Source organism: Candidatus Vesicomyosocius sp. SY067_SCS001, from assembly GCF_014706615.1.
Taxonomy (GTDB): domain Bacteria; phylum Pseudomonadota; class Gammaproteobacteria; order PS1; family Pseudothioglobaceae; genus Ruthia.
Window position 1 is genome coordinate 102861 of sequence record NZ_CP054877.1, and the last position, 25050, is coordinate 127910.

At 31.2% G+C, this 25050-nt stretch carries 22 protein-coding genes and 2 tRNA genes; 9 read left to right on the forward strand and 15 right to left on the reverse strand.

Annotated features, from left to right (window positions below; all coding sequences use genetic code 11):
- Positions 1-35: 35 nt before the first annotated feature.
- The 5 genes from HUW60_RS00465 to cysS form a co-directional block, all read right to left on the reverse strand.
- A complete protein-coding gene (locus HUW60_RS00465) occupies positions 36-2033 on the reverse strand; it encodes a sodium-translocating pyrophosphatase (protein WP_190600498.1) in 1998 nt (665 codons plus the stop codon).
- 451 nt (positions 2034-2484) lie between these two features.
- Positions 2485-3135 carry an adenylate kinase gene (gene adk, locus HUW60_RS00470; RefSeq protein ID WP_190600499.1) on the reverse strand — a complete coding sequence of 217 codons (651 nt, stop codon included), beginning with the start codon at positions 3133-3135 and terminating at the stop codon, positions 2485-2487.
- 48 nt (positions 3136-3183) lie between these two features.
- Positions 3184-4428: a 6-phosphofructokinase gene (locus HUW60_RS00475; protein WP_190600500.1), complete on the reverse strand. Its 1245-nt coding sequence runs from the start codon at positions 4426-4428 to the stop codon at positions 3184-3186.
- Between the two features lie 54 nt (positions 4429-4482).
- The gene (locus HUW60_RS00480) at positions 4483-4962 is read right to left on the reverse strand and encodes a metallophosphoesterase family protein (RefSeq protein WP_238924488.1); all 480 of its coding nucleotides are present in this window, start codon (positions 4960-4962) and stop codon (positions 4483-4485) included.
- Between the two features lie 594 nt (positions 4963-5556).
- Complete coding sequence (gene cysS, locus HUW60_RS00485; protein ID WP_190600502.1) at positions 5557-6945, reverse strand: cysteine--tRNA ligase; 1389 nt, start codon at positions 6943-6945, stop codon at positions 5557-5559.
- A gap of 142 nt (positions 6946-7087) precedes the next feature.
- On the opposite strand from cysS, the gene HUW60_RS00490 reads away from it, so the two are divergent.
- From HUW60_RS00490 to leuB, 3 genes are read left to right on the forward strand one after another with little or no spacing between them, the layout of a single operon-like run.
- Entirely contained in the window at positions 7088-7687 is a 600-nt protein-coding gene (locus HUW60_RS00490; RefSeq protein ID WP_190600503.1) for a peroxiredoxin, read from the forward strand.
- Positions 7688-7740: 53 nt separating this feature from the next.
- On the forward strand, positions 7741-7905 hold the full coding sequence (locus tag HUW60_RS00495) for a rubredoxin (protein ID WP_190600504.1): 165 nt from the start codon (positions 7741-7743) through the stop codon (positions 7903-7905).
- Between the two features lie 35 nt (positions 7906-7940).
- Positions 7941-9011 carry a 3-isopropylmalate dehydrogenase gene (gene leuB / locus HUW60_RS00500; RefSeq protein ID WP_190600505.1) on the forward strand — a complete coding sequence of 357 codons (1071 nt, stop codon included), beginning with the start codon at positions 7941-7943 and terminating at the stop codon, positions 9009-9011.
- A 1436-nt stretch (positions 9012-10447) separates the two neighbouring features.
- Here leuB and HUW60_RS00505 read toward each other — a convergent pair.
- On the reverse strand, positions 10448-11404 hold the full coding sequence (locus HUW60_RS00505; protein WP_238924490.1) for an MBL fold metallo-hydrolase: 957 nt from the start codon (positions 11402-11404) through the stop codon (positions 10448-10450).
- Between the two features lie 493 nt (positions 11405-11897).
- Between HUW60_RS00505 and nudE the strand changes: the two genes are divergently transcribed.
- The 6 genes from nudE (at position 11898) to nadC (ending at position 16602) form a co-directional block, all read left to right on the forward strand.
- The gene (nudE, locus tag HUW60_RS00510) at positions 11898-12443 is read left to right on the forward strand and encodes an ADP compounds hydrolase NudE (protein WP_190600855.1); all 546 of its coding nucleotides are present in this window, start codon (positions 11898-11900) and stop codon (positions 12441-12443) included.
- A 591-nt stretch (positions 12444-13034) separates the two neighbouring features.
- Positions 13035-13160 carry a hypothetical protein gene (locus HUW60_RS05025; protein WP_255501577.1) on the forward strand — a complete coding sequence of 42 codons (126 nt, stop codon included), beginning with the start codon at positions 13035-13037 and terminating at the stop codon, positions 13158-13160.
- A complete protein-coding gene (gene lysA / locus HUW60_RS00515; RefSeq protein ID WP_190600506.1) occupies positions 13160-14401 on the forward strand; it encodes a diaminopimelate decarboxylase in 1242 nt (413 codons plus the stop codon). Before HUW60_RS05025 ends, lysA begins: the two co-directional genes overlap by 1 nt.
- Positions 14394-14696 carry a ribosome assembly RNA-binding protein YhbY gene (yhbY, locus tag HUW60_RS00520; protein WP_190600507.1) on the forward strand — a complete coding sequence of 101 codons (303 nt, stop codon included), beginning with the start codon at positions 14394-14396 and terminating at the stop codon, positions 14694-14696. The genes lysA and yhbY overlap by 8 nt, the downstream gene beginning before the upstream one ends.
- Before the next feature lie 6 nt (positions 14697-14702).
- Positions 14703-15788: a lipid-A-disaccharide synthase gene (lpxB, locus tag HUW60_RS00525; RefSeq protein ID WP_190600508.1), complete on the forward strand. Its 1086-nt coding sequence runs from the start codon at positions 14703-14705 to the stop codon at positions 15786-15788.
- Positions 15769-16602 (forward strand): carboxylating nicotinate-nucleotide diphosphorylase, encoded by an 834-nt coding sequence (nadC, locus tag HUW60_RS00530; protein WP_190600509.1) that lies wholly within the window; start codon positions 15769-15771, stop codon positions 16600-16602. The genes lpxB and nadC overlap by 20 nt, the downstream gene beginning before the upstream one ends.
- On the opposite strand, the gene cysQ is transcribed toward nadC, so the two are convergent.
- From cysQ to HUW60_RS00575, 9 genes are all read right to left on the reverse strand, one after another.
- Positions 16588-17370, reverse strand: coding sequence for a 3'(2'),5'-bisphosphate nucleotidase CysQ (cysQ, locus tag HUW60_RS00535; protein ID WP_190600510.1), 783 nt, complete (start codon positions 17368-17370; stop codon positions 16588-16590). The genes nadC and cysQ overlap by 15 nt on opposite strands.
- Before the next feature lie 846 nt (positions 17371-18216).
- A tRNA-Ile gene (locus tag HUW60_RS00540) sits at positions 18217-18293 on the reverse strand.
- Between the two features lie 6 nt (positions 18294-18299).
- Positions 18300-20111, reverse strand: a complete 1812-nt coding sequence (rpoD, locus tag HUW60_RS00545) for an RNA polymerase sigma factor RpoD (RefSeq protein WP_190600511.1) — start codon at positions 20109-20111, stop codon at positions 18300-18302.
- 99 nt (positions 20112-20210) lie between these two features.
- The gene (locus tag HUW60_RS00550; RefSeq protein WP_190600512.1) at positions 20211-21164 is read right to left on the reverse strand and encodes a ribose-phosphate pyrophosphokinase; all 954 of its coding nucleotides are present in this window, start codon (positions 21162-21164) and stop codon (positions 20211-20213) included.
- Positions 21165-21232: 68 nt separating this feature from the next.
- A tRNA-Gln gene (locus HUW60_RS00555) sits at positions 21233-21307 on the reverse strand.
- Positions 21287-22144 (reverse strand): 4-(cytidine 5'-diphospho)-2-C-methyl-D-erythritol kinase, encoded by an 858-nt coding sequence (gene ispE / locus HUW60_RS00560; protein ID WP_190600513.1) that lies wholly within the window; start codon positions 22142-22144, stop codon positions 21287-21289. Before ispE ends, HUW60_RS00555 begins: the two co-directional genes overlap by 21 nt.
- On the reverse strand, positions 22137-22682 hold the full coding sequence (orn, locus tag HUW60_RS00565) for an oligoribonuclease (protein WP_190600514.1): 546 nt from the start codon (positions 22680-22682) through the stop codon (positions 22137-22139). Before orn ends, ispE begins: the two co-directional genes overlap by 8 nt.
- A gap of 12 nt (positions 22683-22694) precedes the next feature.
- Positions 22695-23714, reverse strand: coding sequence for an anthranilate phosphoribosyltransferase (trpD, locus tag HUW60_RS00570; RefSeq protein WP_190600515.1), 1020 nt, complete (start codon positions 23712-23714; stop codon positions 22695-22697).
- Positions 23715-23718: 4 nt separating this feature from the next.
- Positions 23719-24936 (reverse strand): aminopeptidase P N-terminal domain-containing protein, encoded by a 1218-nt coding sequence (locus HUW60_RS00575; protein ID WP_190600516.1) that lies wholly within the window; start codon positions 24934-24936, stop codon positions 23719-23721.
- Between the last annotated feature and the right edge of the window lie 114 nt (positions 24937-25050).

A 25050-nucleotide genomic window follows, 5' to 3' on the forward strand; every position in this document is an offset into this window, starting at 1 on the left:
TTAAAAAAGACATATTGCATAAGGAATATTAATTTTTACAAAATAGGGATAATCATGATTGCAACAATATTGATAATTTTAATTAATGGATTGATTGCAGGTCCAGCTGTATCTTTATATGGATCTCCTACCGTATCACCAGTAATAGCAGCTTTATGGGCGTCTGATCCCTTTCCGCCAAAGTGACCATCTTCGATGTATTTTTTAGCGTTATCCCATGCCCCCCCACCAGTGGTCATTGATATTGCAACAAAAATACCAGTTGTGATAGAACCAATTAATAATCCACCTAACGCTTCAGCACCTAATAATAAACCAACCATAACTGGAAATACGATTGGTAGGATAGAAGGTAGTATCATTTCTTTAATGGCTGATTTGGTTAACATATCAACTGCTTTAGAATAATCAGGTTTTTGTGTGTAATTCATAATACCTGGTATTTCTTTAAATTGACGACGTACTTCGTTAACAATTCCACTTGCAGCACGACCAACAGCTTCCATTGCCATTGAGCCAAATAAGTAAGGTATCAAGCCACCTAGGAATAAACCAATAATAACTTTGTGATTTGAGAGGTCAAATGGTATATTACTACCAAATTTAATTGAAATTTCATTGGTAAAATCTGCAAATAAAACTAGTGTTGCTAAACCGGCAGAACCAATTGCATAACCTTTAGTTACTGCTTTAGTAGTATTACCAACAGCATCTAAAGGATCGGTAATATTGCGAATTTTTTCTGGAAGTTTAGCCATTTCTGCTATACCTCCAGCATTGTCCGTAATTGGACCATAAGCATCCATAGCCACAATAACGCCTGTCATTGATAACATAGCGGTTGCTGAAATTGCAATAGCGTATAAACCGCCAAGTTCATACGCACCCCAAATACTTGCGCATACTGCAAGGATAGGTAAGGCAGTGGATTTCATGCTTAGGCCAATGCCAGCAATAACGTTAGTGCCATCGCCTGTGAGAGACGCTTCTGCAACATGTTGTACAGGGCTATATTGAGTTGACGTGTAATACTCTGTTACTACAACCATAACAGCTGTTAGTGCTAAACCAATGAGTGATGCGTAGAATAAATTTATTCCCATATTCATGTTATTGGTAATAAAGTAGAAAGTAATTGCAGCTAGTATTGCTGAAATGGTTAGGCCTTTATATAAAGCACCCATGATAGAACCAGTATCAGAAACTTTAACAAAAAAAGTACCTATAATGGATGTAATAATTGAAATTGCCCCTAGAGCTAACGGGTATAAAATAGCATTATCACTTAAGCCTAAAATGCCTGCAAGCATCATAGTTGCAATAATAGTCACTGCATAAGTTTCAAATAAATCAGCAGCCATACCTGCACAATCACCAACGTTATCACCAACGTTATCAGCGATTACTGCAGGATTGCGTGGATCGTCTTCTGGAATACCAGCTTCAACTTTACCAACAATATCAGCACCAACGTCAGCACCTTTAGTAAAGATGCCACCACCTAAACGCGCGAAAATTGAAATGAGTGAACCACCAAATGCAAGACCAATCAGTGCATGTAATGCGTCTTTTTGTGCAATGCCGTATTCAATCATACCGGTGTAGTAACCAGAGACACCTAATAGCGCTAAACCAACAACTAACATACCTGTAACAGCGCCACCCTTAAAAGCAACTTGGAAAGCAGCATTTATACCATTATGAGCTGCTTGTGCTGTTCTAGCATTAGATTTAACTGATACATTCATGCCAATATAACCTGTTATACCTGATAATACTGCACCAACTAAAAATCCAATACCAACTGTGTAGCCTAAAAAGTAAGTAATAATGATAAGTAAGATAGCACCTGCTATAGCGATGGTTGAATATTGACGGTTTAAATAAGCACTTGCGCCTTGTGCGATTGCGTTTGAGATTTCTTTCATTTTGTCATTACCTAAAGGTTGTTTGTTAATCCAGGTAATTGTTAATAAGCCATATAAAACAGCGACAGTTGATGCCGAAATGGCAAGGATAAGAATTATGTCCATTATTTTATTTTCTCCTTTCTAGTTGTGTGTTTGAATTTTATTCAAGGTTGATTATAGTTAATAATTTCCTATATAGTGAAATGATAATTAAAATAATTTTATAGAATAAAACTTATTTTAATTATCATTTAGAGTGTTAATAAATGCTAGTATTTGTTTCAGTATTTATATGATCAAATTTTCCATTATTTAAATATAAACTAAAGTTTTAAGTAGTTTTTAATAAAATTAGGTTTAGCTTGTTAACCGAAAATATTTGAGGTGTAATTATAAGAATTATTGTTGATTGAGTTTTAGGGAATAGTAAACTTTAATTGTTGGTTAATAAACTGTTTTTTTTATTATATTTTGAATATATTTATTTTATTCTCTGATGTTATTTACAAGAAACAGGATGAAATAGTATGTTACTTTTTCTTGCATTATTTTTAATCATAAGAAATTAAACTGTTTAACTTAATTGGGTATAGATACGATCTTTAACTTCATCAAGCGTACCTATACCAATGGCTGCAGCATATTTAGGTGCGCTACTATCCTTATCCATCCAGGATTGGTAGTATTTAACTAGTGGTTGAGTTTGATTATGATATATATCTAGGCGTGATCTTACCGTATTTTCGGAATCATCTGAACGTTGTACTAGTTTTTCGCCAGTAATATCATCAATTCCTTCAATTTTAGGTTGATTATAGGTAACATGGTAAGTACGACCTGATTTTAGGTGAGTTCGACGACCTGACATACGGGCAATAATTTCTTGATCTGGCACTTGAATTTCAATCACAAAGTCAATTTTAACATTATCTTTTTTTAAAACCTCTGCTTGAGTTATTGTACGTGGAAAGCCATCAAATAAAAAGCCGTTTTTACAATCATTTTGTTGTATTCTTTCTTTGACTAAATTAATAATAATATTATCAGAAACTAAACCACCAGAATCCATGATTTTTTTAGCCTCAATACCTAATGGTGTACCTACCTTAACAGCAACGCGTAACATGTCCCCAGTTGAAATTTGAGGTATTGAATATTTATGACAAATATTGGTTGCTTGGGTGCCTTTACCTGCCCCCGGAGGGCCTAATAAAATTATGTTCATTTTTTCCTTGTTTGTTTTTATTTAATGGCTTTATCTTAGGAGTAAAATTTAAACTTCAAATGGAGGTAATTTCTTATCCGCCATTAATTTTTTCATTACTACATAATCAGGTAAACCATTTTTGTATGGTGGATAGTCCTCACCTTCTATAAGTGGTTGTAAATATTCACGACAAGCCTCAGTAATGCCAAAGCCGTCATTAGAAATATAGTTCATAAGCATCGTCTTTTCAATGTTAGCAATATCTTCTAACTTTCCTGAACCAATTTTCCAAGTATAGGGATTATTTGATGTTCGAATAATAGCAGGCATGACTGAGTTTTTACCTTCAAGCGCCATGTTAACAGCTGCCTGACCTAATGCATAGGCTTGTTTAACATCGGATTTTGAGGCTAAGTGACGAGCAGCACGTTGCAAGTAATCTGCAACTGCCCAGTGATACTTATAACCTAAGGCATTTTTGATTAATTTAGCAATAATTGGTGCTACGCCACCAAGTTGAGCATGACCAAAATCATCGTGTGTATTTTGCTCTGATAGGAAACGACCATCTGGCCATTTTGTACCTTCGGATACAACAATTGTACAGTAGCCAAATTCTTTGACATTTTTATCAACTTTATCTAAGAATTTTTTTTCATCAAAACCAATTTCTGGGAATAAAATCACGACAGGGATAGAGTTGTCAACTAAACCACCTGCTGATGCAATCCAACCTGCATGACGACCCATAACTTCAAGGACAAATATTTTAGTTGAAGTTGCTGCCATTGAGGCGACGTCAAAACTAGCTTCCATGGTAGAAACAGCAATATATTTAGCTACTGATCCAAAACCTGGAGAATTGTCTGTAATAGGTAAGTCGTTATCGACTGTTTTAGGTATATGAATAGCTTGAATTGGATAGCCCATTGATTCAGATAATTGAGAAACTTTTAAACAAGTATCTGCTGAATCACCACCACCGTTGTAAAAAAAATAACAAATATTATGCGCTTTAAAAACTTCGATTAGTCTTTCGTATTCTGTTTTGTTTGTCTCTAAAGATTTCATTTTATAACGACAAGAGCCAAAGCCACCAGAAGGTGTGTGTTTTAAGGCTTTAATATCGGTAATAGATTCTTTTGAAGTATCTATTAAGTTTTCAGTTAACGCACCGATAATACCGTTTTTACCTGCATAAACTGTACCGATTTTATTTGAATGTTTACGAGCTGTTTCAATTACACCACAAGCTGATGCATTAATTACAGCAGTAACACCCCCTGATTGTGCATAAAAAGCATTTTTCATTATTTTTCCTTAATTTCTTAAAGTTTTAATAATTATACCTTTAAATTATTGATTTCAATTGAAAATATAAGGAGTAATTTTCCATTTTTGTAAGTGGTTAATTTTAAGAATAAAGCATTTTGAACCACCATGATTACGTATTTTCCCAGCAGCACCAGGGTTAATAATCCAAGGTGTTTTTATTTTATCTATGACTTGTTTGTGAGTATGTCCATAAATGATAATTTTTGAATTGGGATAGGCGGCTCTTAACGAATTATGAGAAGGTTGATGATGTCCATGTTTGTGTCCATGTTCGATAATGATGTTTCCACTTGAAAAACTTAATTTTTCTATTAAATTTAGATGAGTTATGTGTGTGTCATTATTACCTTGGATAGCGATTAATTTTTGTTTAGGTTTAAGTGCTTGAAGGGTTTTCTCATCAATAATATCACCAGCATGAATAATAATATCGCATTTGTTCATCAACTTAACAATGTTGGGATGAATAAATCCATGTGTGTCTGAGAGAATGCCAATTGATGTATTCATCATATGTTAATATTCCTTGATAGGTCACAATCTTGTTCAAAATTTTTGATGTTTAGTAAGTTATTTTATTGATTTTATTAATGTCAATGACAATGCTAATGCCATATTGTTTAGATGAATTTAGCATAGATAAAGAGTTGTCAAAAAAAGATATTTTTGTTTGTTAGACTTATTTTAGTTTTCTATTTTGTGCCAAAATTACTATTCTTTTTTTGTTTTCAATTGGAATGGTGTTCCATGAATGTTAGTAACTAAATAAATGCACTTTCTCCTGTGCCTTCTTGTCTATAAGACATAGTTTATCATAAAAGGATGTATTTGAGTCATATGAACTATATTCTTTTTTTGGTTTGTTAAAATCCAGTTTAAATACTTCTTTATCAAAAATTCAAAGAATATGAATGCAGCCTTATTTTACGAAAAATAAGATAGATCTTATTATTTATATTTTGATTTTTTGGGGATTAGATTGTGATTTATTATTACAATTAATAAATGGATTGTATCATATTTTATATTGAAAAATTCAAGTTTAGCAAAGTACTATTTATGTTTAATAAAATTAAAACAGTGTCTATTGAAGATTAGTTAATACTATTTTTTATGCCAAGTTGTACCATTAATATGATCCTCTAGTATAATATTAAATTTAGCTAGTTCATCTCTGATATAGTCACTTAGTGTAAAATCTTTATTGATTCTGGCTTTATTTCTATTTGTGATTTTTGTATTAATTTGTTCATCAGATAAAGAAATACCTTGTTTTAAAAATTTATCTGCATTCATCTGTAAAATACCAATGTAACCACCGAGTTTTTTTAATAATTGTGCCAAGATGTTGGCTTGATCAGTGTTATTTTCACGTTGTATATTGACTGTTTTTGCTAATTCAAATAAAACACTTAAAGCAATAGGTGTGTTAAAGTCATCGTCAAGTGCTTCATTAAATCGGACTGAATAATCAAAATGTATAGATATTTCCTCAGTTCTTATATTAGAAGTATTTAAGCCGCGAATAGTGTTGTATAAACGAGACAGTGATGATTTTGCTTTATTAAGATTTTCATCTGAGAAGTTTAGTGGACTGTGGTAATGAGAACTCATGATGAAATAACGCAATATTTCGCCATTATAGTTTTTTAATACATTACGAATTGTGAAAAAATTATTCAGCGATTTGCTCATTTTCTTATTATTAATATTCACAAAACCAACGTGCATCCAAATATTAACAAAAGTGCAATTGTTTGCACCTTCAGATTGGGCAATTTCGTTTTCATGATGAGGGAAGGTTAAATCCATGCCCCCCCCATGGATATCAAAATGATTACCCAAGTGATGTGTGGACATAGCAGAGCATTCAATATGCCAACCAGGTCGACCCTTTCCCCAAGGAGATGACCAACTTGGTTCGTTAGGTTTGGACATTTTCCAGAGGACAAAATCTAGTGGGTCTTTTTTGGCACTTTCCATCTTAATTCTAGCTCCTACTTCAAGTTTATTAAGGTTTTTCCTTGAGAATTTCCCATAATTTTTAAAATGTCGTACTGAATAATAAACATCACCATTATGAGCTTGATAGGCAAAGCCTTTCTGAATTAGCGACTTAATCATACAAAATATTTGTTCCATTGTGTTGGTTGCACGTGGTTCAATATCAGGTGGTAGTATGCCAAGCGCGTGTTCATCTTCGTGCATGGCGTCAATAAAGCGATTGGTCAATGTGTGTATATCTTCTTTATTTTCAATGGCGCGCTTGATAATTTTGTCATCAATATCGGTGATATTACGCACATATTCAACATTTGAGAAATGTCGTCTAAGATGGCGGGTGATGACATCAAACATTACCAATACTCGTGCATGACCCATATGACAATAATCATAAACTGTCATTCCACAAACATAGATACCCACTTTATCATTATTAATTGGGTGAAAAATCTCTTTTTGTTTACTTAGAGTATTGTAAATTTTAAGCATAAGTAGTATTTTACTTAAGTATTTGTCCAGTTTTGTCTTGTCAATAAAATATAAACCCTTACTTGCTGAATAATGAATTATTAGTACAATTAACTGTATAATTGACTTAATAATTATTTAAATTATATCATAGGATAAATATATGAATGTTTTAGTAACACAACAAGCTCCAGATTTTAAAGCTGCTGCTGTTTTAGCAGATAGTACTATTGTTAATAATTTTCAACTTTCTGACTTAAAAGGTAAGAAAATTGTATTGTTTTTTTATCCATTAGATTTTACCTTTGTTTGTCCTTCAGAAATTTTAGCGCATCATCATAGAATGATACAGTTTAATGACAAAGGTGTTGAAGTGATTGGTGTTTCAGTAGATTCTCAATTTACGCATAATGCATGGCGTAAGATTGCTCCAATGGATGGCGGGTTAGGCATTATTGATTTTCCATTGGTAGCTGATACTAATCATGCTATTATGAAGTCTTATGGTATTGTGCATCCAACAGGTGTTGCATTGCGTGCATCGTTTTTAATTGATGAGAATTTTGATATTCGTCATCAAGTAGTGAATGATTTACCACTAGGACGTAATGTTGATGAAATGTTGCGGATGGTTGATGCACTTGATTTTCATAGTAAGCATGGCGAAGTTTGTCCAGCAGGTTGGAATAAGGGTGATGAAGGTATGAAAGATACACCTGCAGGCGTAGCTAATTATTTATCACAATATGCCGATAAATTGTAAGTGAATAAGTATTATTTTCTTATAATCTTATGCATGGAGGATTGGTAATGGTAATGAAGAAGTATAGATGTATTGTGTGCGGTTGGGTATATGATGAATATTTAGGTACATCTAAAGAAGAGAATGAGTTAGGCCAAAAATGGGAAAATATTCCTGATGATTGGGTGTGTCCGGATTGTGGTGCCAGCAAGTCTGAGTTTGAAATTGTTGAAATCTAGTTAAATACTATTTAAAGATTAATTATAAAGAAAAAATGTCAAAAGTATTAATATTACCAGGTGATGGCATTGGTCAAGAAGTTGTAATACAAGCACTTAAAGTTATTGACTCTTTGAATGTAAATTTTAATCTTGGTATGACGCTTGAACATGGCCTGATTGGTGGTAGTGCTTATGATGCGACTGGCTCTCCTTTACCACAAGATACTTTGGATGTTGCACGTAAATGTGATTCTATTTTATTAGGCGCTGTAGGTGGTTATAAGTGGGAATCTTTATTACGTGATTTGCGACCAGAGCAAGGTTTATTAAGACTACGTGCAGAAATGGATTTGTTTTCTAATTTACGTCCTGCAATTCTATATTCACAACTCGTGAGTGCTTCCACATTAAAAGAAGAAGTGGTATTAGGACTTGATTTGATGATTATTCGTGAGTTGGTCTCTGGTATTTATTTTGGAAAACCGCGAGGTATAGAGATACGTAATGGGCAAAGATATGGTTTTAACACAGCTACTTATTTTGAGTCAGAAATCAGGCGTATTGGGCATTCAGCTTTTGAAATTGCACAACTCCGTAATAAGCGTGTTTGTTCTGTAGATAAAGCAAACGTGTTAGAGGTGTGTGAATTATGGCGTAAGGTTATGATAGATCTGGCTAAAGATTATCCAGATGTTGAACTATCACATATGTATGTAGATAATGTCGCAATGCAATTAGTTAGAGCACCTAAGCAATTTGATGTAATAGTTACCTCAAATATGTTTGGTGATGTATTGAGTGATTGTGCAGCTATGTTGACTGGTTCAATTGGCATGTTGCCATCAGCTTCACTTAATCAATATGGGTTTGGTATGTATGAACCTATTCATGGTTCAGCTCCTGATATTGAAGGCAGAGACATTGCTAATCCTTTAGCGAGTATTTTATCGGTTGCCATGATGTTGCGTTATTCACTTGATCAAGTGAATTTGGCGTTTAAAATTGAAACGGCAGTTAATGCTGTATTAGATAAAGGTTATCGCACTCGTGATATTTTAACAGAAGGTGGCATAGTTGTTGGTACGAACGAAATGGGTAATTTGGTGGTAGAAGAATTAGTATAAAGATTCTAGTCTCTGAATAAAAATGTTTTTATAGTTTATATTATTAATCTATAAAGTTATTGTTTGATAAGATTTATTATCTAATAGTAAGACATTATTTATCTATATAGTTTTGTCAAAAAACTTTTGACTATATTATAGAAAGTTACTCTTGGTTAACTATAGATATAATTTTAATTATAGATAAGAAGTCTTAATTTTTTTTAAAATTAAAATTGTACAAGATAGTATTATTACTTATTTTTAATTTGAGGTTTTAAAGTTTAAAATGATACAAGATTATCTTAAGAATTAGTTTGATCTTACAAAAGTAAAAGGCTATGTATTTATAGGTATTATAGTTAATTATGATGATATTTATGTTCATAATAACATGGTCAAGAATAATCATATTATTGAGAATGAATACTTAAGAAAATAGGAAAATATAGAAACTTTAGTTGGCGTTAATGAAATTTTAGAAAGTAGTATATTTATTATTTCTTAAGATGAATCAATTGATAATTATCAACTATGTACACTAATAATTTTTCATATTATTTTGATTATTTTTAACAGTTAATTGTATATATGTTACTTTTTTGTGAAATATTAGAGTCAATATCTATATTTAATATTATATTTATGTGAGTTTATATAATGTTTAATAGATAATTAATTTTATTTTTCAAACTTTTGTTTGATGCTTATGAACAGGTAAGAATTAAGTTTAAATTAATTAAAATATATATTTTATAAATCCTGTTATATAAATCCTGCTATTTATCGTTAGTTTTATTCTTTTTTTGTAAACTAAATATATTATATATGAACGTTATTTTACTAAATAACTAGGTTCAATACAGATTTTATGTGTATATTATTCTAATATATTGGTTATAAATTTGATGGTTTTGTTGTATAAATTAAGGTGTTTTTTTAAAATATCTTTTTATTAAAGAGTATTATATAACACTAATTATTTAGTGTTAATTTTTGATTTTTTAACGCTTTTTATGCCATTAATTCATTATTAATTAATATCATATGTTAATGTTTATCCAATAGATAACCCCCTTTTATTTGACTCAATTTATTGAGTTTTGCGGTGTGACTTTTAGGTCTTTATTCAAGTTTTGTTAAAATTTAGTATAAATTATTTTTAATATATCATTGCTAATCTATGGTATAATTAAAAAAGTATTTTTATAGTATAACTTTTTGTACTTAACTCATGAACAATATAAAAAGTTTAATTAGAATTCAATTCTATTATGGGATCTATTATTTGAGCAAAACATTATTTGATGAAGATCGTATACTTGTGGTACTTTTATTAAAGATAACGGAGTTAATATGGTAATAAAGATTGTTATTGACTATCAACATATGTATATATTGATTAATCTAACTAAGTTACATAACTAATAATTTTTATATATCTTGTTATATAACTTTTATAACTCTAGTGCTTCAATTTCAAGTAGTACTTTACTAATGTGATTACCAAGTTGGTCATCAAATCCATGCCAATTTTTATAGGAATTTAACTTTTTAATAGCGATAGGTTTAATTTCATAGTCAGTAAAATCTTTTTCATAACCTTTTTTAGCTTCAGATTGAATGATTAGCAAGTAATCTAAAAATGGCTTAACAGCATGTTTTACATTGCCTGATGAACCATGTCCAGGCACGTAATAATTTAGATCTAGATTTGTTGCATATTGCAATACTTTGATATTATCATGTATGCTAGAGCTATTGTCAAAACGACCCATACGATTAACAAAACTATTATCTCCTAAGAATAAAGTTTTACTGTTAATATGTTCAATCATAATATCTGTATTAGTATGTGATTTGATAGTAGGGTTGTGAATTTTAAATTGTTCAGAGTCTGATCTGATTACTTGTAAATGTTTGGTTGGATTAGTTGGGTAAGTGGCAATTGTATCTTTTACTGAACCGTTAGTCAGTTTTGTCATTAGATTAATCCATTTATTACCTTTTCCACTTCTAGCTTCAATAATCATTTGTGGATGGGCATAAATCTTAGTATTGGGATATTTTTCGATAATTGCATGATTACCTAACCAGTGATCGCCATGAATATGCGTATTAAAGACAGAAATAATAGGTTTTTTGGTAATTTTTTCAACTTCTTTAATCACTTTTTTACCAATATCATAAGTGCTACCTGGGTCAATGATAATAACACCTTCTTTTCCAATAATAATGCTAGGGTTGTTTATAAATCCTTGGTTTTGAATATTTGGATCCCCAAATATACCATGAATGACAAATAGATTATTGCTAATCTTTTCAGGTGAGAATTCACCTATTCCCTCAATTTTCCAGGCGTTTGATATGGTGGATAGAGTTAAAGTAAATAAAAGATAGACTGTTTTCAACATTTTATTCAACAAAATTGTTGTATCTTATCAGATTTATAGGTATAATCAATTCAACAGAGATGTTTTTTATATATTATATAACTGTTAAATATATAACAGTTAAGAGGAATATAATTATATTGATGATAATAAGTTATACTTGGAAATAAATTATAAATTATTTTTTAATGAATACAAATTTTGTTGTATATTTTTTTGATGAGTATTACGAGAGTAATTATTACTAGTTTATTAGTAGATGCAGAATTTTTAGGTAAGTAATAATGCTTATTGTTAATTTTCTTTGTTGTATTTTGTGTGATTTTGTCTATGCTGCGATGGCATGAATATTGGATATAGTTGTACAAATAATTTAAGTATTAATAGCGTTAATTTTTATTAGCATAATTAATTGATATGATTGTATCTAAACTATGCGTTTAATGATGATGCTAAATCGTAAGATTTGTGTTTGGCATTAATCAATGGCATTAATCAATGGCATAATCTAACTATGCGCAAGAAACCAACAGTACTAAATATTAAAACTATTGCTACAACTAATTTTTTCAATATTGAGGAAATGTATATTAAGTTCTCAAATGGTGAAAAAAGAATATATGAACGTTTAAAGCCATTTAAAAATGGTGCAGTATTGATTGTTCCTATGCTGGATGATGAAACTGTGCTTATGATTTATGAATATTCTGGTGGTACAGATAAATATGAGCTTGTATTAACTAAGGGAAAAATTAATGATAATGAAATAATTGTTGAGGCTGCTAATAGAGAGTTAATTGAAGAAATTGGTTTTGGCGCTAATAAATTAACCTTTATTAAAGAAATGACCATTGCACCTAGTTATCAATCTAGTGTTACTTATATTGTATTAGCACAAGATTTATATAAGGCAAACGCACAAGGTGATGAGCCAGAATTATTAGAGGTGGTTACATTTAGGATGGATGATTTGGAAAACTTGGTTTACAACGAACACTTAACTGAGGCTAGAAGTATTGCAGCTTTATACATGGCGAGAGATATGATTAATAACCAATAATATAATAGCTTAGTTGTTGAAATATCTTAGAATTTTTGTCATTTTCTGACGTTAAAAAGCCTGATAGTTTTGATTGTATTAGGTATTAATTAAAGGCTTATCAATGAGGAGTTTTATTTTGATTTATCGGATTAAAACCAGTGTATTAGTATTTTCTAGATTTAAGAGTAATGACTACTTTAGAGTGACTTTTTATTTTAAACAGTTTAAATAAAATGATGCAGTGTAAAAATTAAAGTAGTACTTGTATTTATAATAATGTGGTGCGTGTTTATAGTGAACTTCACAAGCAAGGATTTACGTATTTTAGTTAATGTGTATTAAGGTTTTAAATTGGCAGATTGATTTTATAGTATTGTTTTAGTTTAAGTATTTTTTATGAATCTATTTTTATACGTAATGCTTATAAGTCTGTTTTTGTATATCTGTTCATGAATATATTTTATAAATTTGGTTGATTGTTGAGTATAGAACTTGCATTTAGAAAACTTTGGTATTTTAATATACAGTGTTATGTGTTAATGCAGTTATTAACAAAATTATTGTAAAATAGCCTGTGTTTTAAATAAAAAAAACAGGCAAGGAAGTAATATGAAAAAGATAACCATACTTATAGTATTAGCCTTTATTGTTATTATTGCTGCTTGTGGAAAGATGGGTGAATTGGAACGTATTAAATCATCATTAGGCGTATCAAGCATTATCCAAATGGTATAATGGGTTTTTCTTATCAAAATAATATACTACATGCTGAGTCTGTTGCTATAGCAGATTTGATGAAAACCTATGGATCACCTCTTTATGTTTATTCAAGAACAGATATTGAGTATAATTGGCATTTGTTTAGTAGTGCTTTTGGTATTCATCCACATTTAGTTTGTTATGCGGTTAAAGCCAACTCTAATCTAGCAGTGCTCAGTGTATTGGCAAAAATGGGATCTGGTTTTGACGTTGTATCTAATGGTGAATTAGAACGTGTTTTACTTGCTGGAGCGGATGCATCTCGTTGTGTTTTTTCAGGTGTGGCCAAAACAAATATTGAGATTAAACGTGCTTTAGAAGTTGGTATTTTTTGTTTTAATGTTGAATCTATGGCGGAGATGAGGCGTATTGAACAAGTAGCAAAAGAAATGAGTATGGAAGCACCAATTTCATTACGAGTTAATCCTGATGTCGATGCAAAAACACATCCGTATATTTCAACAGGACTTAAGGAGAATAAATTCGGTGTTGATATTGATGATGCTATTCCTATTTATAAAATGGCATATAACTCCCCATATTTAAAGGTTAAAGGAATAGATTGCCATATTGGCTCACAATTAACAAAAATATCTCCTTTTTTAGATGCGCTGGATAAAGTGCTTGAATTAGTTGCTAAACTTGGTATGCTTAATATTCATGTTACTCATTTAGATTTGGGTGGAGGTGTTGGTATTAAGTATGACAATGAACAAACAATTGATATTAATGCTTATATTTCTTCCATCCTTGATAAAGTAGGTAGTCTAAAAATTATTTTAGAACCAGGTCGGGCAATTGTCGGTAATGCTGGTATATTTGTTACCAAAGTTGAGTTTTTAAAACAGAATTCAGATAAGTCATTTGCGATTATTGATGGTGCAATGAATGACTTATTGCGTCCTTCTTTTTATCAAGCTTATCATCAAGTATTGCCTATTGATGAGAATGCTGAAGGCATTGATGCTCATTGGGACTTAGTGGGACCAATTTGTGAAACAGGTGATTTTTTGGCTAAAAATAGAAGACTTTCTTTGTCGGAAGGTGACTATTTAGCACTAATGTCTGCTGGTGCTTATGGCTCTACCATGAGTTCAAATTATAATTCCCGTCCTAGGGTAGCGGAAGTAATGGTATTAGGTAGTCAATATACATTAGTGCGAGAACGTGAAACTATTCAGGATTTGTTTAATAAAGAATATATGATTAATGACTAAACTAACCAATAATCAAAAAAAGTTTCTTAGATCAAAAAGCCATAATTTAAAACCTATTGTGATGGTAGGACAACATGGATTAAATGAGTCTGTTTTAGTAGAGCTTGAGATAACTATGGATAAACATGAATTGTTAAAAATCAAGATACGTATGGATAAGAGGGCGGAAAAACAAAAAATAATTGATAAAATTATTAATACTTATCATGCCTATTTGGTGCAAGTTATTGGTAATATTGTGGTTATTTATCGTGCATTTGATGAAGACCCACAAATTATTCTGCCAAGAAAATAAAATTAAATGAGGATTGCAATTAGTGCAACAGAAGCTTCAGGTGATTTAATTGGTTCTAAATTAGTTGAATCCTTAAGAAAGAAAAACTCCAATATCATAATTGAAGGATTGGCCGGGGATAAAATGTTTGCTGCTGGGTGTATAAAGAATTGGGATCAAAGACAAGTAAATGTGATGGGTTTTAGTGAAATTTTAAAGAAGTTGCCTTTTTTATTTATTTTGCGTAAACGTATTATTGCTTATTTTTCTAGTCAAAAACCTGATGTTTTTATTGGTGTTGATGCGCCAGATTTTAATTTTGCTATTGAGAGAAAACTTAAATCTAAAGGTATTAGAACTGTACATTTTATTTCTCCTTCGGTTTGGGCTTGGCGTCGATCACGAGTTAAAAAAATTAAACAATCAACAGATTTGTTACTGTGTTTATTTCCATTTGAAGTAGATTTTTATAAAGCGTATAATCAAAGAGCATTGTTTATTGGGCATCCCTTAGCACAGAGTTTGCGCCCTAGAAAATCTCATATTGAGACAAAAAATATTCTTCTAATGCCAGGGTCTAGACAAAGTGAAATCAAGCGATTGCTACCTGAGATGTTGTTAGCAGTTGAAATAATGTCTTTACAAGATAGAATGTTAACCTTTAACTTAGTTCTAGTGAATGATGAATTATTGGATTGGGTAACTATCCAAGTAGGTAATATCCCAATTGAAATTTCATTTGATGATGCGCATACGCGTATGTTAAGAGCAGATTTGGCATTAGTTGCATCAGGTACTGCGGCGTTAGAGTTGACTTTGGTTGGTGTGCCTATGGTAGTTATTTATAAACTGTCTAATTTTAGTTATTTTATTGTTTCAAGATTAGTTAAAAGTAAATATATTAGTTTGCCAAATATAATTGTTAATAAAAATCTAGTACCAGAATTGATACAAAATAGTTCTAATGGCAATAATATTGCCAAACATGCTATGATAATTATGAGTCGTGATAATAAATCATTAATTAAAGAGTTTAATGCAATTCATCAACAGTTAGACTTAGATGCTAGTGATGAATCAGCACGTATTATTTATGAGTTTATCAACGAATAAGTATATTCTCAATAGTGTGGTATTAGCTTTAGAAGAGGATCTTGGTACTGGTGATGTTTCTGCTGATTTATTATTAGATAAAATAAATACAGCTGAGATTATCTCAAGAGAATCAGGTATTATTTGTGGTATAGAATATGCACAGAGTGCATTTTTATTGCTTAATGATAATCTTAAACTAGATTGGAAAGTTAGAGATGGCGATGACATTAATCCAGGACAGGTCTTATGTGTTCTAATAGGTTCTTCCAAGGCCATTATTAGTGCTGAAAGGGTGGCACTTAACTTTTTACAGATGTTAAGTTCTGTGGCAACAAAAACTCATTATTTAGTAAATAAAATTAATCATACTAATGCACAATTACTAGATACTAGAAAAACTATTATTGGATTAAGATTGGCACAAAAATATGCCGTAAAATGTGGTGGTGGTGTTAACCATCGTATGGGTTTGTATGATTGTATTATACTAAAAGAGAACCATATTATTGCTTCAGGTTCAATTACTTTGTCAGTTAAAATGGCAATAGAAAAATATCCAAATTTACCTTTAATTGTTGAAGTTGATGGTTTAAATCAATTACAAGAGGTACTTAAACTTAGCGGCGTAATTAGAGCATTATGTGATAATTTTCTAATAAGTGATTTAATACAAGCAGTTGTTATAGCTAAAGGTAAATTACCTTTAGAGGCTTCTGGTAATATCAATGAAAGTACTATTGTAGAAGTTGCTAATACTGGCGTTGATTTTATTTCTATAGGTAGTATCACTAAGAATATTCAAGCAATAGATTTATCTTTAAGGTTTATTTGAGGCAAAGAAAATAGGACTAGTTAAATCATCTTTAGTATTGTAACTGAGAGGCTTTTCATTTTGATTAACAACACTTCCTCCGGCATTTTGTAGAATACATACACCAGCAGCAGTATCCCATTCAGAACAAGGACCAAATTTTGGGTAATAGTCATATTTACCTTCTGCAATAGCACAAAATTTTAGTGCGCTACCTAATTGTGATACCTTATAGGCGCTATATTTTTTTAAATGGTCTTTTAATTGTTTATTGTGTGATGACCAATGACCAATGACAATTCTTAAAGGGCTGTGATTAGGGTGTACATTTAATGGCTGAATAATATTTTTTTGTTGTTTGAATACTTTGTTTGCATCTGTTGTATAGTAGTGTGTTTTTCTTGGTGGTGCGTAAATCATACCAAATATTGGTTTGTGTTGTTTAATATAAGCAATACAAATACAGAATTCATCTGTTTGTTTAAGAAAATCACGAGTACCGTCAAGTGGGTCAATTATCCAGTATTCATACCATCTAGAGCGTTCAGAAAATTCAATTATCTCAGATTCCTCTGAAAGTATAGGTGTATTTGGCGTAAGTTTTGATAGTGTTTTAACAATTAGTTTATGTGCGTTTTTATCAGCAATGGTAAATGGTGTTTTGTTTGATTTAATTTTAATATTAAGTTCATTCTCGTATAGTGACATAATCATATCGCCAACTTTAGTGGTCATTCTAATTAGTTTTGGTATGAGTAAGTCAAACATAGCTACATTATCATATCTCATTAAGTATGATAAGTATTGATGGAAATGGTAGGTCTAATTTGACTTTAACTAAGAATTAATAGAAGAAAATATTAAAAGTAGAGTAATTTATGATATTGTAAATAAAAATATTAAAGTTTTTCATCGTGATTGGCATAATTATGATAGAGAATATATCTTTATTGATTCGCTAAATTAGAATTATAATTTTATAAAAGTTAGTAACAATACTTGGAGTGCTATTTTAACAGAACTTAAGCAGATTTAAAATAAAGTAAATAAATTTTACAGAAACTGTATTAACTAATAAAAATCTGTTATATTTGATAATTTTACTGTGTAATAGTCGTTCTTTACATGTGCTAACTTTATCAATATTATTGTTAAACATGTAATTAGAAACAGAATAATAATTATGATTTTTAAGTTTTAATTCGTAGATACTTATTTTAATTTGTTAAAAATTATTCTTAATATTGTAAGGTAGGATAAAGTTACTTCTTTAATAACTTAACATAAATTTTATCATCAAAAAATATAAAAGTTCGTATTTAGCAGGTAAAGGATTACCTTAATACTACGTATTAGTAGTTTATTGTTTATATCTGGTTTTTAGTGTTATTAGTTTTTTATTATTAAGATTTTTGTTTAAAAAAATTTTTAGTGTTTTTTTAAACTTATTATTAGATAGTTTTTTAATTCAAAATAACGACTAAGTTTTAAAGGAAAGATAATATTGTTAATAAAATTAACAAACTATCCTTCAATTAATACTATTTAGTAATATTGTAAATACTTACTAAATAGTAAGTTGTTGTAAATAATGTGGTATAACTATAAGTAACTAAGTAATTAAATTCTTTAATATGGTGGGCCTACTTGGACTTGAACCAAGGACCAATCGATTATGAGTCGATTGCTCTAACCAACTGAGCTATAGGCCCTAAGGATTATTCTAAAAAGCTTTGTAATTTATGAGCACGAGAAGGGTGTCTTAACTTACGTAGTGCTTTAGCCTCAATCTGACGAATACGCTCACGAGTGACATCAAATTGACGACCAACTTCTTCTAAAGTATGATCAGTATTCATGTTAATACCAAAACGCATCTTTAATACTTTGGCTTCACGAGGCGACAAGTTAGAAAGTAAATCACCTGTAGTTTCTCTTAAGCTTTCTTTTGTGGTTATTTCAACGGGTGAAGATAGATTGGTGTCCTCAATAAAATCACCAATATTAGAATCCTCATCATCACCAACTGGAGTTTCCATTGATAAAGGTTCTTTGGCAATTTTTAAGATTTTGATAATTTTGTATTCTGGTAATTCCATTTCAGTTGCTAGTTCTTCAGAAGAAGCCTCGCGACCAAATTTTTGCAAGAGTTGTCGACGTACACGATTAAGTTTATTAATGGTTTCAATCATATGAACTGGGATACGAATAGTGCGTGCTTGGTCTGCAATAGAGCGAGTAATAGCTTGACGAATCCACCAAGTGGCATAAGTAGAAAACTTATAACCACGACGATATTCAAATTTATCAACTGCTTTCATTAAGCCAACATTTCCTTCTTGTATTAAATCTAGGAATTGCAATCCACGGTTGGCATATTTTTTAGCAATTGAAATTACTAATCTAAGATTAGCTTCAATCATTTGAGATTTTGCTTTTTTAGCACGACGATCACCACGACGATACATTTTATTTAGTTTTTTAAGTTCAACAATAGTTAGTTGCATTTCCTCTTCGAACTGTTGAAGGTTTTTTTGAGCATAGTAAATTTTATCTTTACTATCTTTTAGATTATTTTTAATTTTTTCATCTAATTTAATGTTATCAAGCCAATTAAAATTAGTTTCATTATTAGAAAATAATTCAAAAAAATGTAATCGATTCATTCCTGCGTTTAGGCAAGTATTTTTAATGATTTTTTCTTGTTCTTTGACTTGACTTACACGATTACAAATAACTTCTATCATAGTATTAACTAGTTTAGGAGCTAGTCGTAAATCTGATAATCCTTTAGATAACTGCTGACGTGTTTTAATTGTTTTGTTATGGCGAAATCCAAGCTCTTCAGTGGTTTTGTTATAAGTCTTAGAGTATTTTAGAACTGTGTCAAAACGGTTGTATACTTGATTTTTATCGGGTCCTGTGTATTCCATTTCTTCTATTTCTTCATATTCTTCATCGTTATCAAATTCACCTGCATCAAAGGCTACTTTCTTATTAGCAAAATCTTCTGCGTCACCTTGATAGCCGATAATTACATCAGTCATTTTACATTTTCCTTCTTCTAAACGGGTATGTGCTTTAAAGAAAAAATCTGTAATGACAGGATACAAAGTGATACTTTGCATAATTTCAAATACGCCAGCTTCGATTTCTTTAGCAATACGAATTTCGTCTTCTTGTTCTAATAAATCTACAACACCCATTTCACGCATATACATTCTAACTGGATCTGTTGTTCTTCCAAACTCCGAATCAAGAGCTGCTAGCGCTGCTATTGCAGCTTCTGCTGAAGTTGACTGTGCTTTGGCGCCAGATTCAACCACTAAGGTGTCTGCATCCGGTACTGTATCAGAAACGGTAATATCCAATTCTTCAAGAATTGTAACAATAGGCTCTACTTGTTCTTGAGTCAATAGGTCTTCTGGCAAGATGTCATTAATTTCAGAGTATGTTAAGTAGCCTTTTTCTTTTCCTACCATAATGAGTTTTTGTAGTGCTTGCTTGTGTGCTTTAGTTGTGGATTTCATAAATTAAAATTATTATATTTGAAAAGCCAAATGATGGATTATACCTAAAGTTATTAGTTAGAAATCGTAGCCTTGTATTACGATGTTTTTATTATACTATCATGTAAAAATAGTACTAATAGATTGTTCTTCGCTAATTCGTTTAATAACTTCAGCCATAGTTGGTGCAATGGATAATTGTCTAATTTTAAAACATTTAGCAACATCAATATTGAGAGGAATAGTATTAGTTGTTATTAATTCATTTAGTTGAGAATTGTTAATATTGTTAATTGCATTACCAGAAAGTACTGCATGAGTAGCATAGGCTACCACTTCTTTGGCACCTCGTTGTTTTAAAATACTAGCAGCTTGGCATAGTGTACCAGCGGTATCAACCATATCATCAATTAAAATACAACTTCTATCCTTAACATCGCCAATAACATTCATTATCTTAACCATGTTAGGCGCTGGTCGGCGTTTGTCAATAATGGCAAGATCTGCATCATTTAAGCGTTTTGCAGCAGATCGTGCCCTTACTACACCACCTACATCAGGAGATACAACAACAATATCTTTGTAATTTTTAGATAAAATATCTTCAATTAGCACAGGCTGGGCATAAATATTGTCAATTGGTATGTTGAAAAATCCTTGAATTTGGTCTGCATGTAGATCAACGGTTAATATTCGGTCTACGCCTGCAGATTCAATTAGTTTTGCTGCAAGTTTTGCTGTAATTGGTACACGAGTTAAGCGTGATCTACGATCTTGTCTTGAATAGCCAAAATACGGTACAACAGCAGTAATTCTTGTAGCTGATGAGCGTTTAAGTGCGTCAACGATAATCAAAAGTTCCATTAAGGTTTCAGCTGGAGAAGGTCCGCAAGTAGGTTGGATGATAAATACATCACAACCACGTACATTTTCTAATATTTCAATTTGGGGTTCGCCATCGCTAAATCTACTTACAAGCGCTTTACCTTGTACAACATTTAAATTAGAAATAATTTCTCTAGAAAGTTCAGGATTAGCATTACCGCTAAATATTTTAATTTTGTCAAGAGACATAGAGGTTAACCAAATATATTAAAGTGGCTAAATTATACGCCTATAAAATATAAAATATAAAAATAAGTTGGCTGGGCTGGCAGGATTTGAACCTGCGTATGACGGGATCAAAACCCGTTGCCTTACCGCTTGGCGACAGCCCAATTGTAAATAGGAGAATTATTGATTGCACGTGTTACAAAACTCATCCATTTTTTTGGCACTTTTTTAGCCGCTGCCAAGGCATCTTTTTCAGTTAAGAATTCATTAAAAACACAGCTTCCTGTGCCACTCATTCTAGCTTGTCCGATACGATTATAGCAAGTATTTAGGTGTTTTAGTGCAACACTAATTTCTGCTTCTAATGCTATAGCCACCTGTAAACAATCATTATGAGCGTTTACAAGTTCAGAGAAGTTGGCTATTTTCCCTTGAGGTTCGCTTATTGTCAATGCATAATGAGAAAAAATTTCTTTAGTTGAAATGTGTTTGTTAATAAAAACTATTAGAAAGTAGTGATCTGGTGTCTTAATAGGGCTTAGAATATTTCCTATACCTTCTGCCCAAGCGCTTTGAGCAAAAATGAATACGGGCACATCAGCACCTAAATTTAAACCTAATTTCATAAGTTGTGCCTGAGTTAATTTTGTATCCCAAAGTTGATTAAGTGCTACTAACGTAGTTGCTGCATCTGAAGAACCACCACCTAAGCCACCACCAATTGGAATATTTTTAACGATTGAAAGATTGGCGCCTAATGTTGTTCCAGTATATTGTTGAAGTGCTTTGGCTGCTTTAATGATTAAATCTTGATCTTGTTTTACAGTTTTATTACCACTAGTACGTTTAATGACACCATTATTAGTTATTGTGCAAGTTAATTTATCACAATAATCCAGTAGTTGAAAGATTGTTTGTAAATTGTGGTAATTATCTTTCCTTCTTTTGTTAATGTGCAAAAATAAGTTAATCTTTGCAGGTGCAAGCCAAGTGCTAGGCATTAATGAAAACGTTTCGGTAATGTTTTAATTCATCAATTGAATCTTGGATATCAGAAAGAGCCAAGTGTGCTGAGTCTTTTTTAAATACCATTTTTTCATTAGGTTTCCAGTGCATAATTAATTCTTTAAGAGTAGAAACATCAATATGTCGGTAGTGGAAAAATTGCTCTAGTATTGGCATGTAGTTGTACAAAAAACGTCTATCTTGACAAATAGTATTACCACACATAGGCGAGGCGCCTTTATTTACATATTTTTTTAAAAATTTTAAGGTGTGAATTTCTGCTTTTTTGCAAGATATATTACTTTTTCTAACACGTTTTAGAAGTCCAGAATTAGTATGTTGTTCAGTATTCCATTGGTTCATATTAGTTAAAATTTTATCATTCTGATGAATGGCTAGTGAGGGACCTTGTGCAATAATATGAAGCTGTGCATCGGTAACAATGGTAGCAATTTCAATAATAACATTTTTTTCAGGTGTAAGACCTGTCATTTCTAAATCAATCCAAATTAGGTTAGTATCTTTATTTATCATAAAAATTTATAATTAATAGCCAGTTGATTCATGGACAAAATCATATAATTTTTGATGGGCTTCCCCATTATTTAAGATTTTTAACGCTTTACTAACACCTTCTTGTAGTGAGTTTGCAAGCTCACACACATAAATAGCTGCACCTGAGTTAAGTGCAATAATGTTTTTAGCTACGCTATCTTTGCCATTAAGAGCTTTTTGAATTAGTATTAATGACTCATCAGCATTGTTAGCTTTAATATCATTTAAATTACCTAGTGGTAAACCAAAGTCGGTAGGACTAATAGTGTAAGTCTTGATTTTACCATTCTTTAATTCAGCTACAAATGTATCATCCGCAATTGAAATCTCATCTAAGCCATCTTTAGAATGCACAACCATAATGTGTTTAGAACCTAAATTTTTTAAAACATGAGCAATAGGTTCAACTAAAGATTGAGTATAGACCCCAATTATCTGATTAGGTGTTTTAGCAGGATTAGTTAGTGGCCCTACAATATTAAAAATGGTTCTAATAGCAAGGTCTTTACGTACATCAGTGGTATATTTTATTGCATGGTTATACAAAGGTGCAAACATAAATCCAATGCCAATTTTTTCAATACATTTACTAATTCTTTCAACATTCATATCAAGATTAACGCCTGCTGCCTTTAATACATCAGCACTGCCAGATTTTGAAGAAACGCTACTATTACCATGTTTGGCAACTAATCCGCCAGCAGCTGCTACAACAAAGGCACATGCGGTTGAAATATTGAACAGCCCTAGTCCATCACCACCTGTACCACAAGTATCTACTAGATGTTTGGTATTCTTAATTTTAACACTTTTGGTAAAAGAACGAATAATTTTGGCAACAGCAGTAATTTCATCAATACTTTCACCTTTTATTGCAAGTCCAACTAAAAAACCACCAGTTTGTGCATTGGTAGTTTTTCCGGTCATGATGTCATTTATTACTTTTTGCATCTCATTCTGACTAAGATCTTGTTTTTTAATAATTTGTTTAATAGCTTGTTGTATATTCATATCATTATTGACTCATAAGTAATTCAATATCGTTGATTTCTTTAGCGAGAGATTTAGTTAGTACTGTATTTCCTGATGTTGTTACTAATATAATGTCTTCAATTCTTACACCAATGTTGTGATAAATTGGATTAATTTTATCATTTTTACGTATATAAATACCAGGTTCAATAGTGGTTATCATGCCAGCTACAAATTTTTTGTGATGACCATTTTTTTTGTATTGACCCACATCATGTACATCAAGACCAAGCCAGTGTCCTGTACTATGCATATAAAACTGCGATAAGCTGTCACCTATTTGCAATATACCAAGACTAATTAAACCTTGTTTGATTGTATCAGTTGCGACTTTATGAGGTTTGTTGATTTTTATACCAGGTTTGATGGTATCAATAGCATCAATTTGAGCATTAAGAACAATTTGATAAATTTGTTTTTGTGCAGAAGAAAATTGACCATTAACTGGGAAAGTTCGTGTGATATCTGAGGCGTAGCAGTCAACTTCAGCACCAGCGTCAATCAAAATTAAATCACCTTTATTGAGTTTTTTGTTATTTTCTGTATAGTGTAGTAAACAAGAGTTTACTCCTGCTGCAACAATGGGAGTGTAGGCATGTTGAGCATTATTTTTGGTAAAACATCCGTCAAAAATACTTTGTACTTCAAATTCAAACATATCTGGTTTGATAGTTTGCATCGCTAATTGATGTGCTTTGATTGAGATATTGGCTGCTTTTTGCATGGTGCTTATTTCAAGTTTGTCCTTAATAAGGCGCATCTCATGTAAAGTTGGGAGAAATGATTTTAGTTTATGGTTTAATAGAAGGCGCTCAATATCATTATCTATTTGATAATTTGTGGTATCAAAGTAAACTTGATTATTCAATATTAATTGAGGTATTTTTTCTCTTAACAAGTCTATAGAAAAAGCATTATCTGATTTTAAAAAATTAGATGCATTATCAATTCCTAGACGTTTTTCACCCCAGATTTCACATATTTTGTCTTTAGGGCGTAAAAATATTGTGTAGTTATTTCTAGAAAAAATTGCTAGTGCTTTGGGCTCTTGTAATCCAGTTAGATAGTAAAAATCACTATGTACCCGAAATGGGTAATTAACATCACCAGAACGATTTTGCTCAGAATTACTACTTATAATAACTATTGCATTGTTATCCAGCTGGTTTAGCAGTGACAGTCTTCTTTTTTGATGTATCATTTTATTAAATAAGCTTAATTATTACCCATAATTAATTATATTATAAGAATACCATGAAACATGTATGATTGTAGCAAAATATCTCTTTAAAAATTAATAAGAAATTGGTACTTG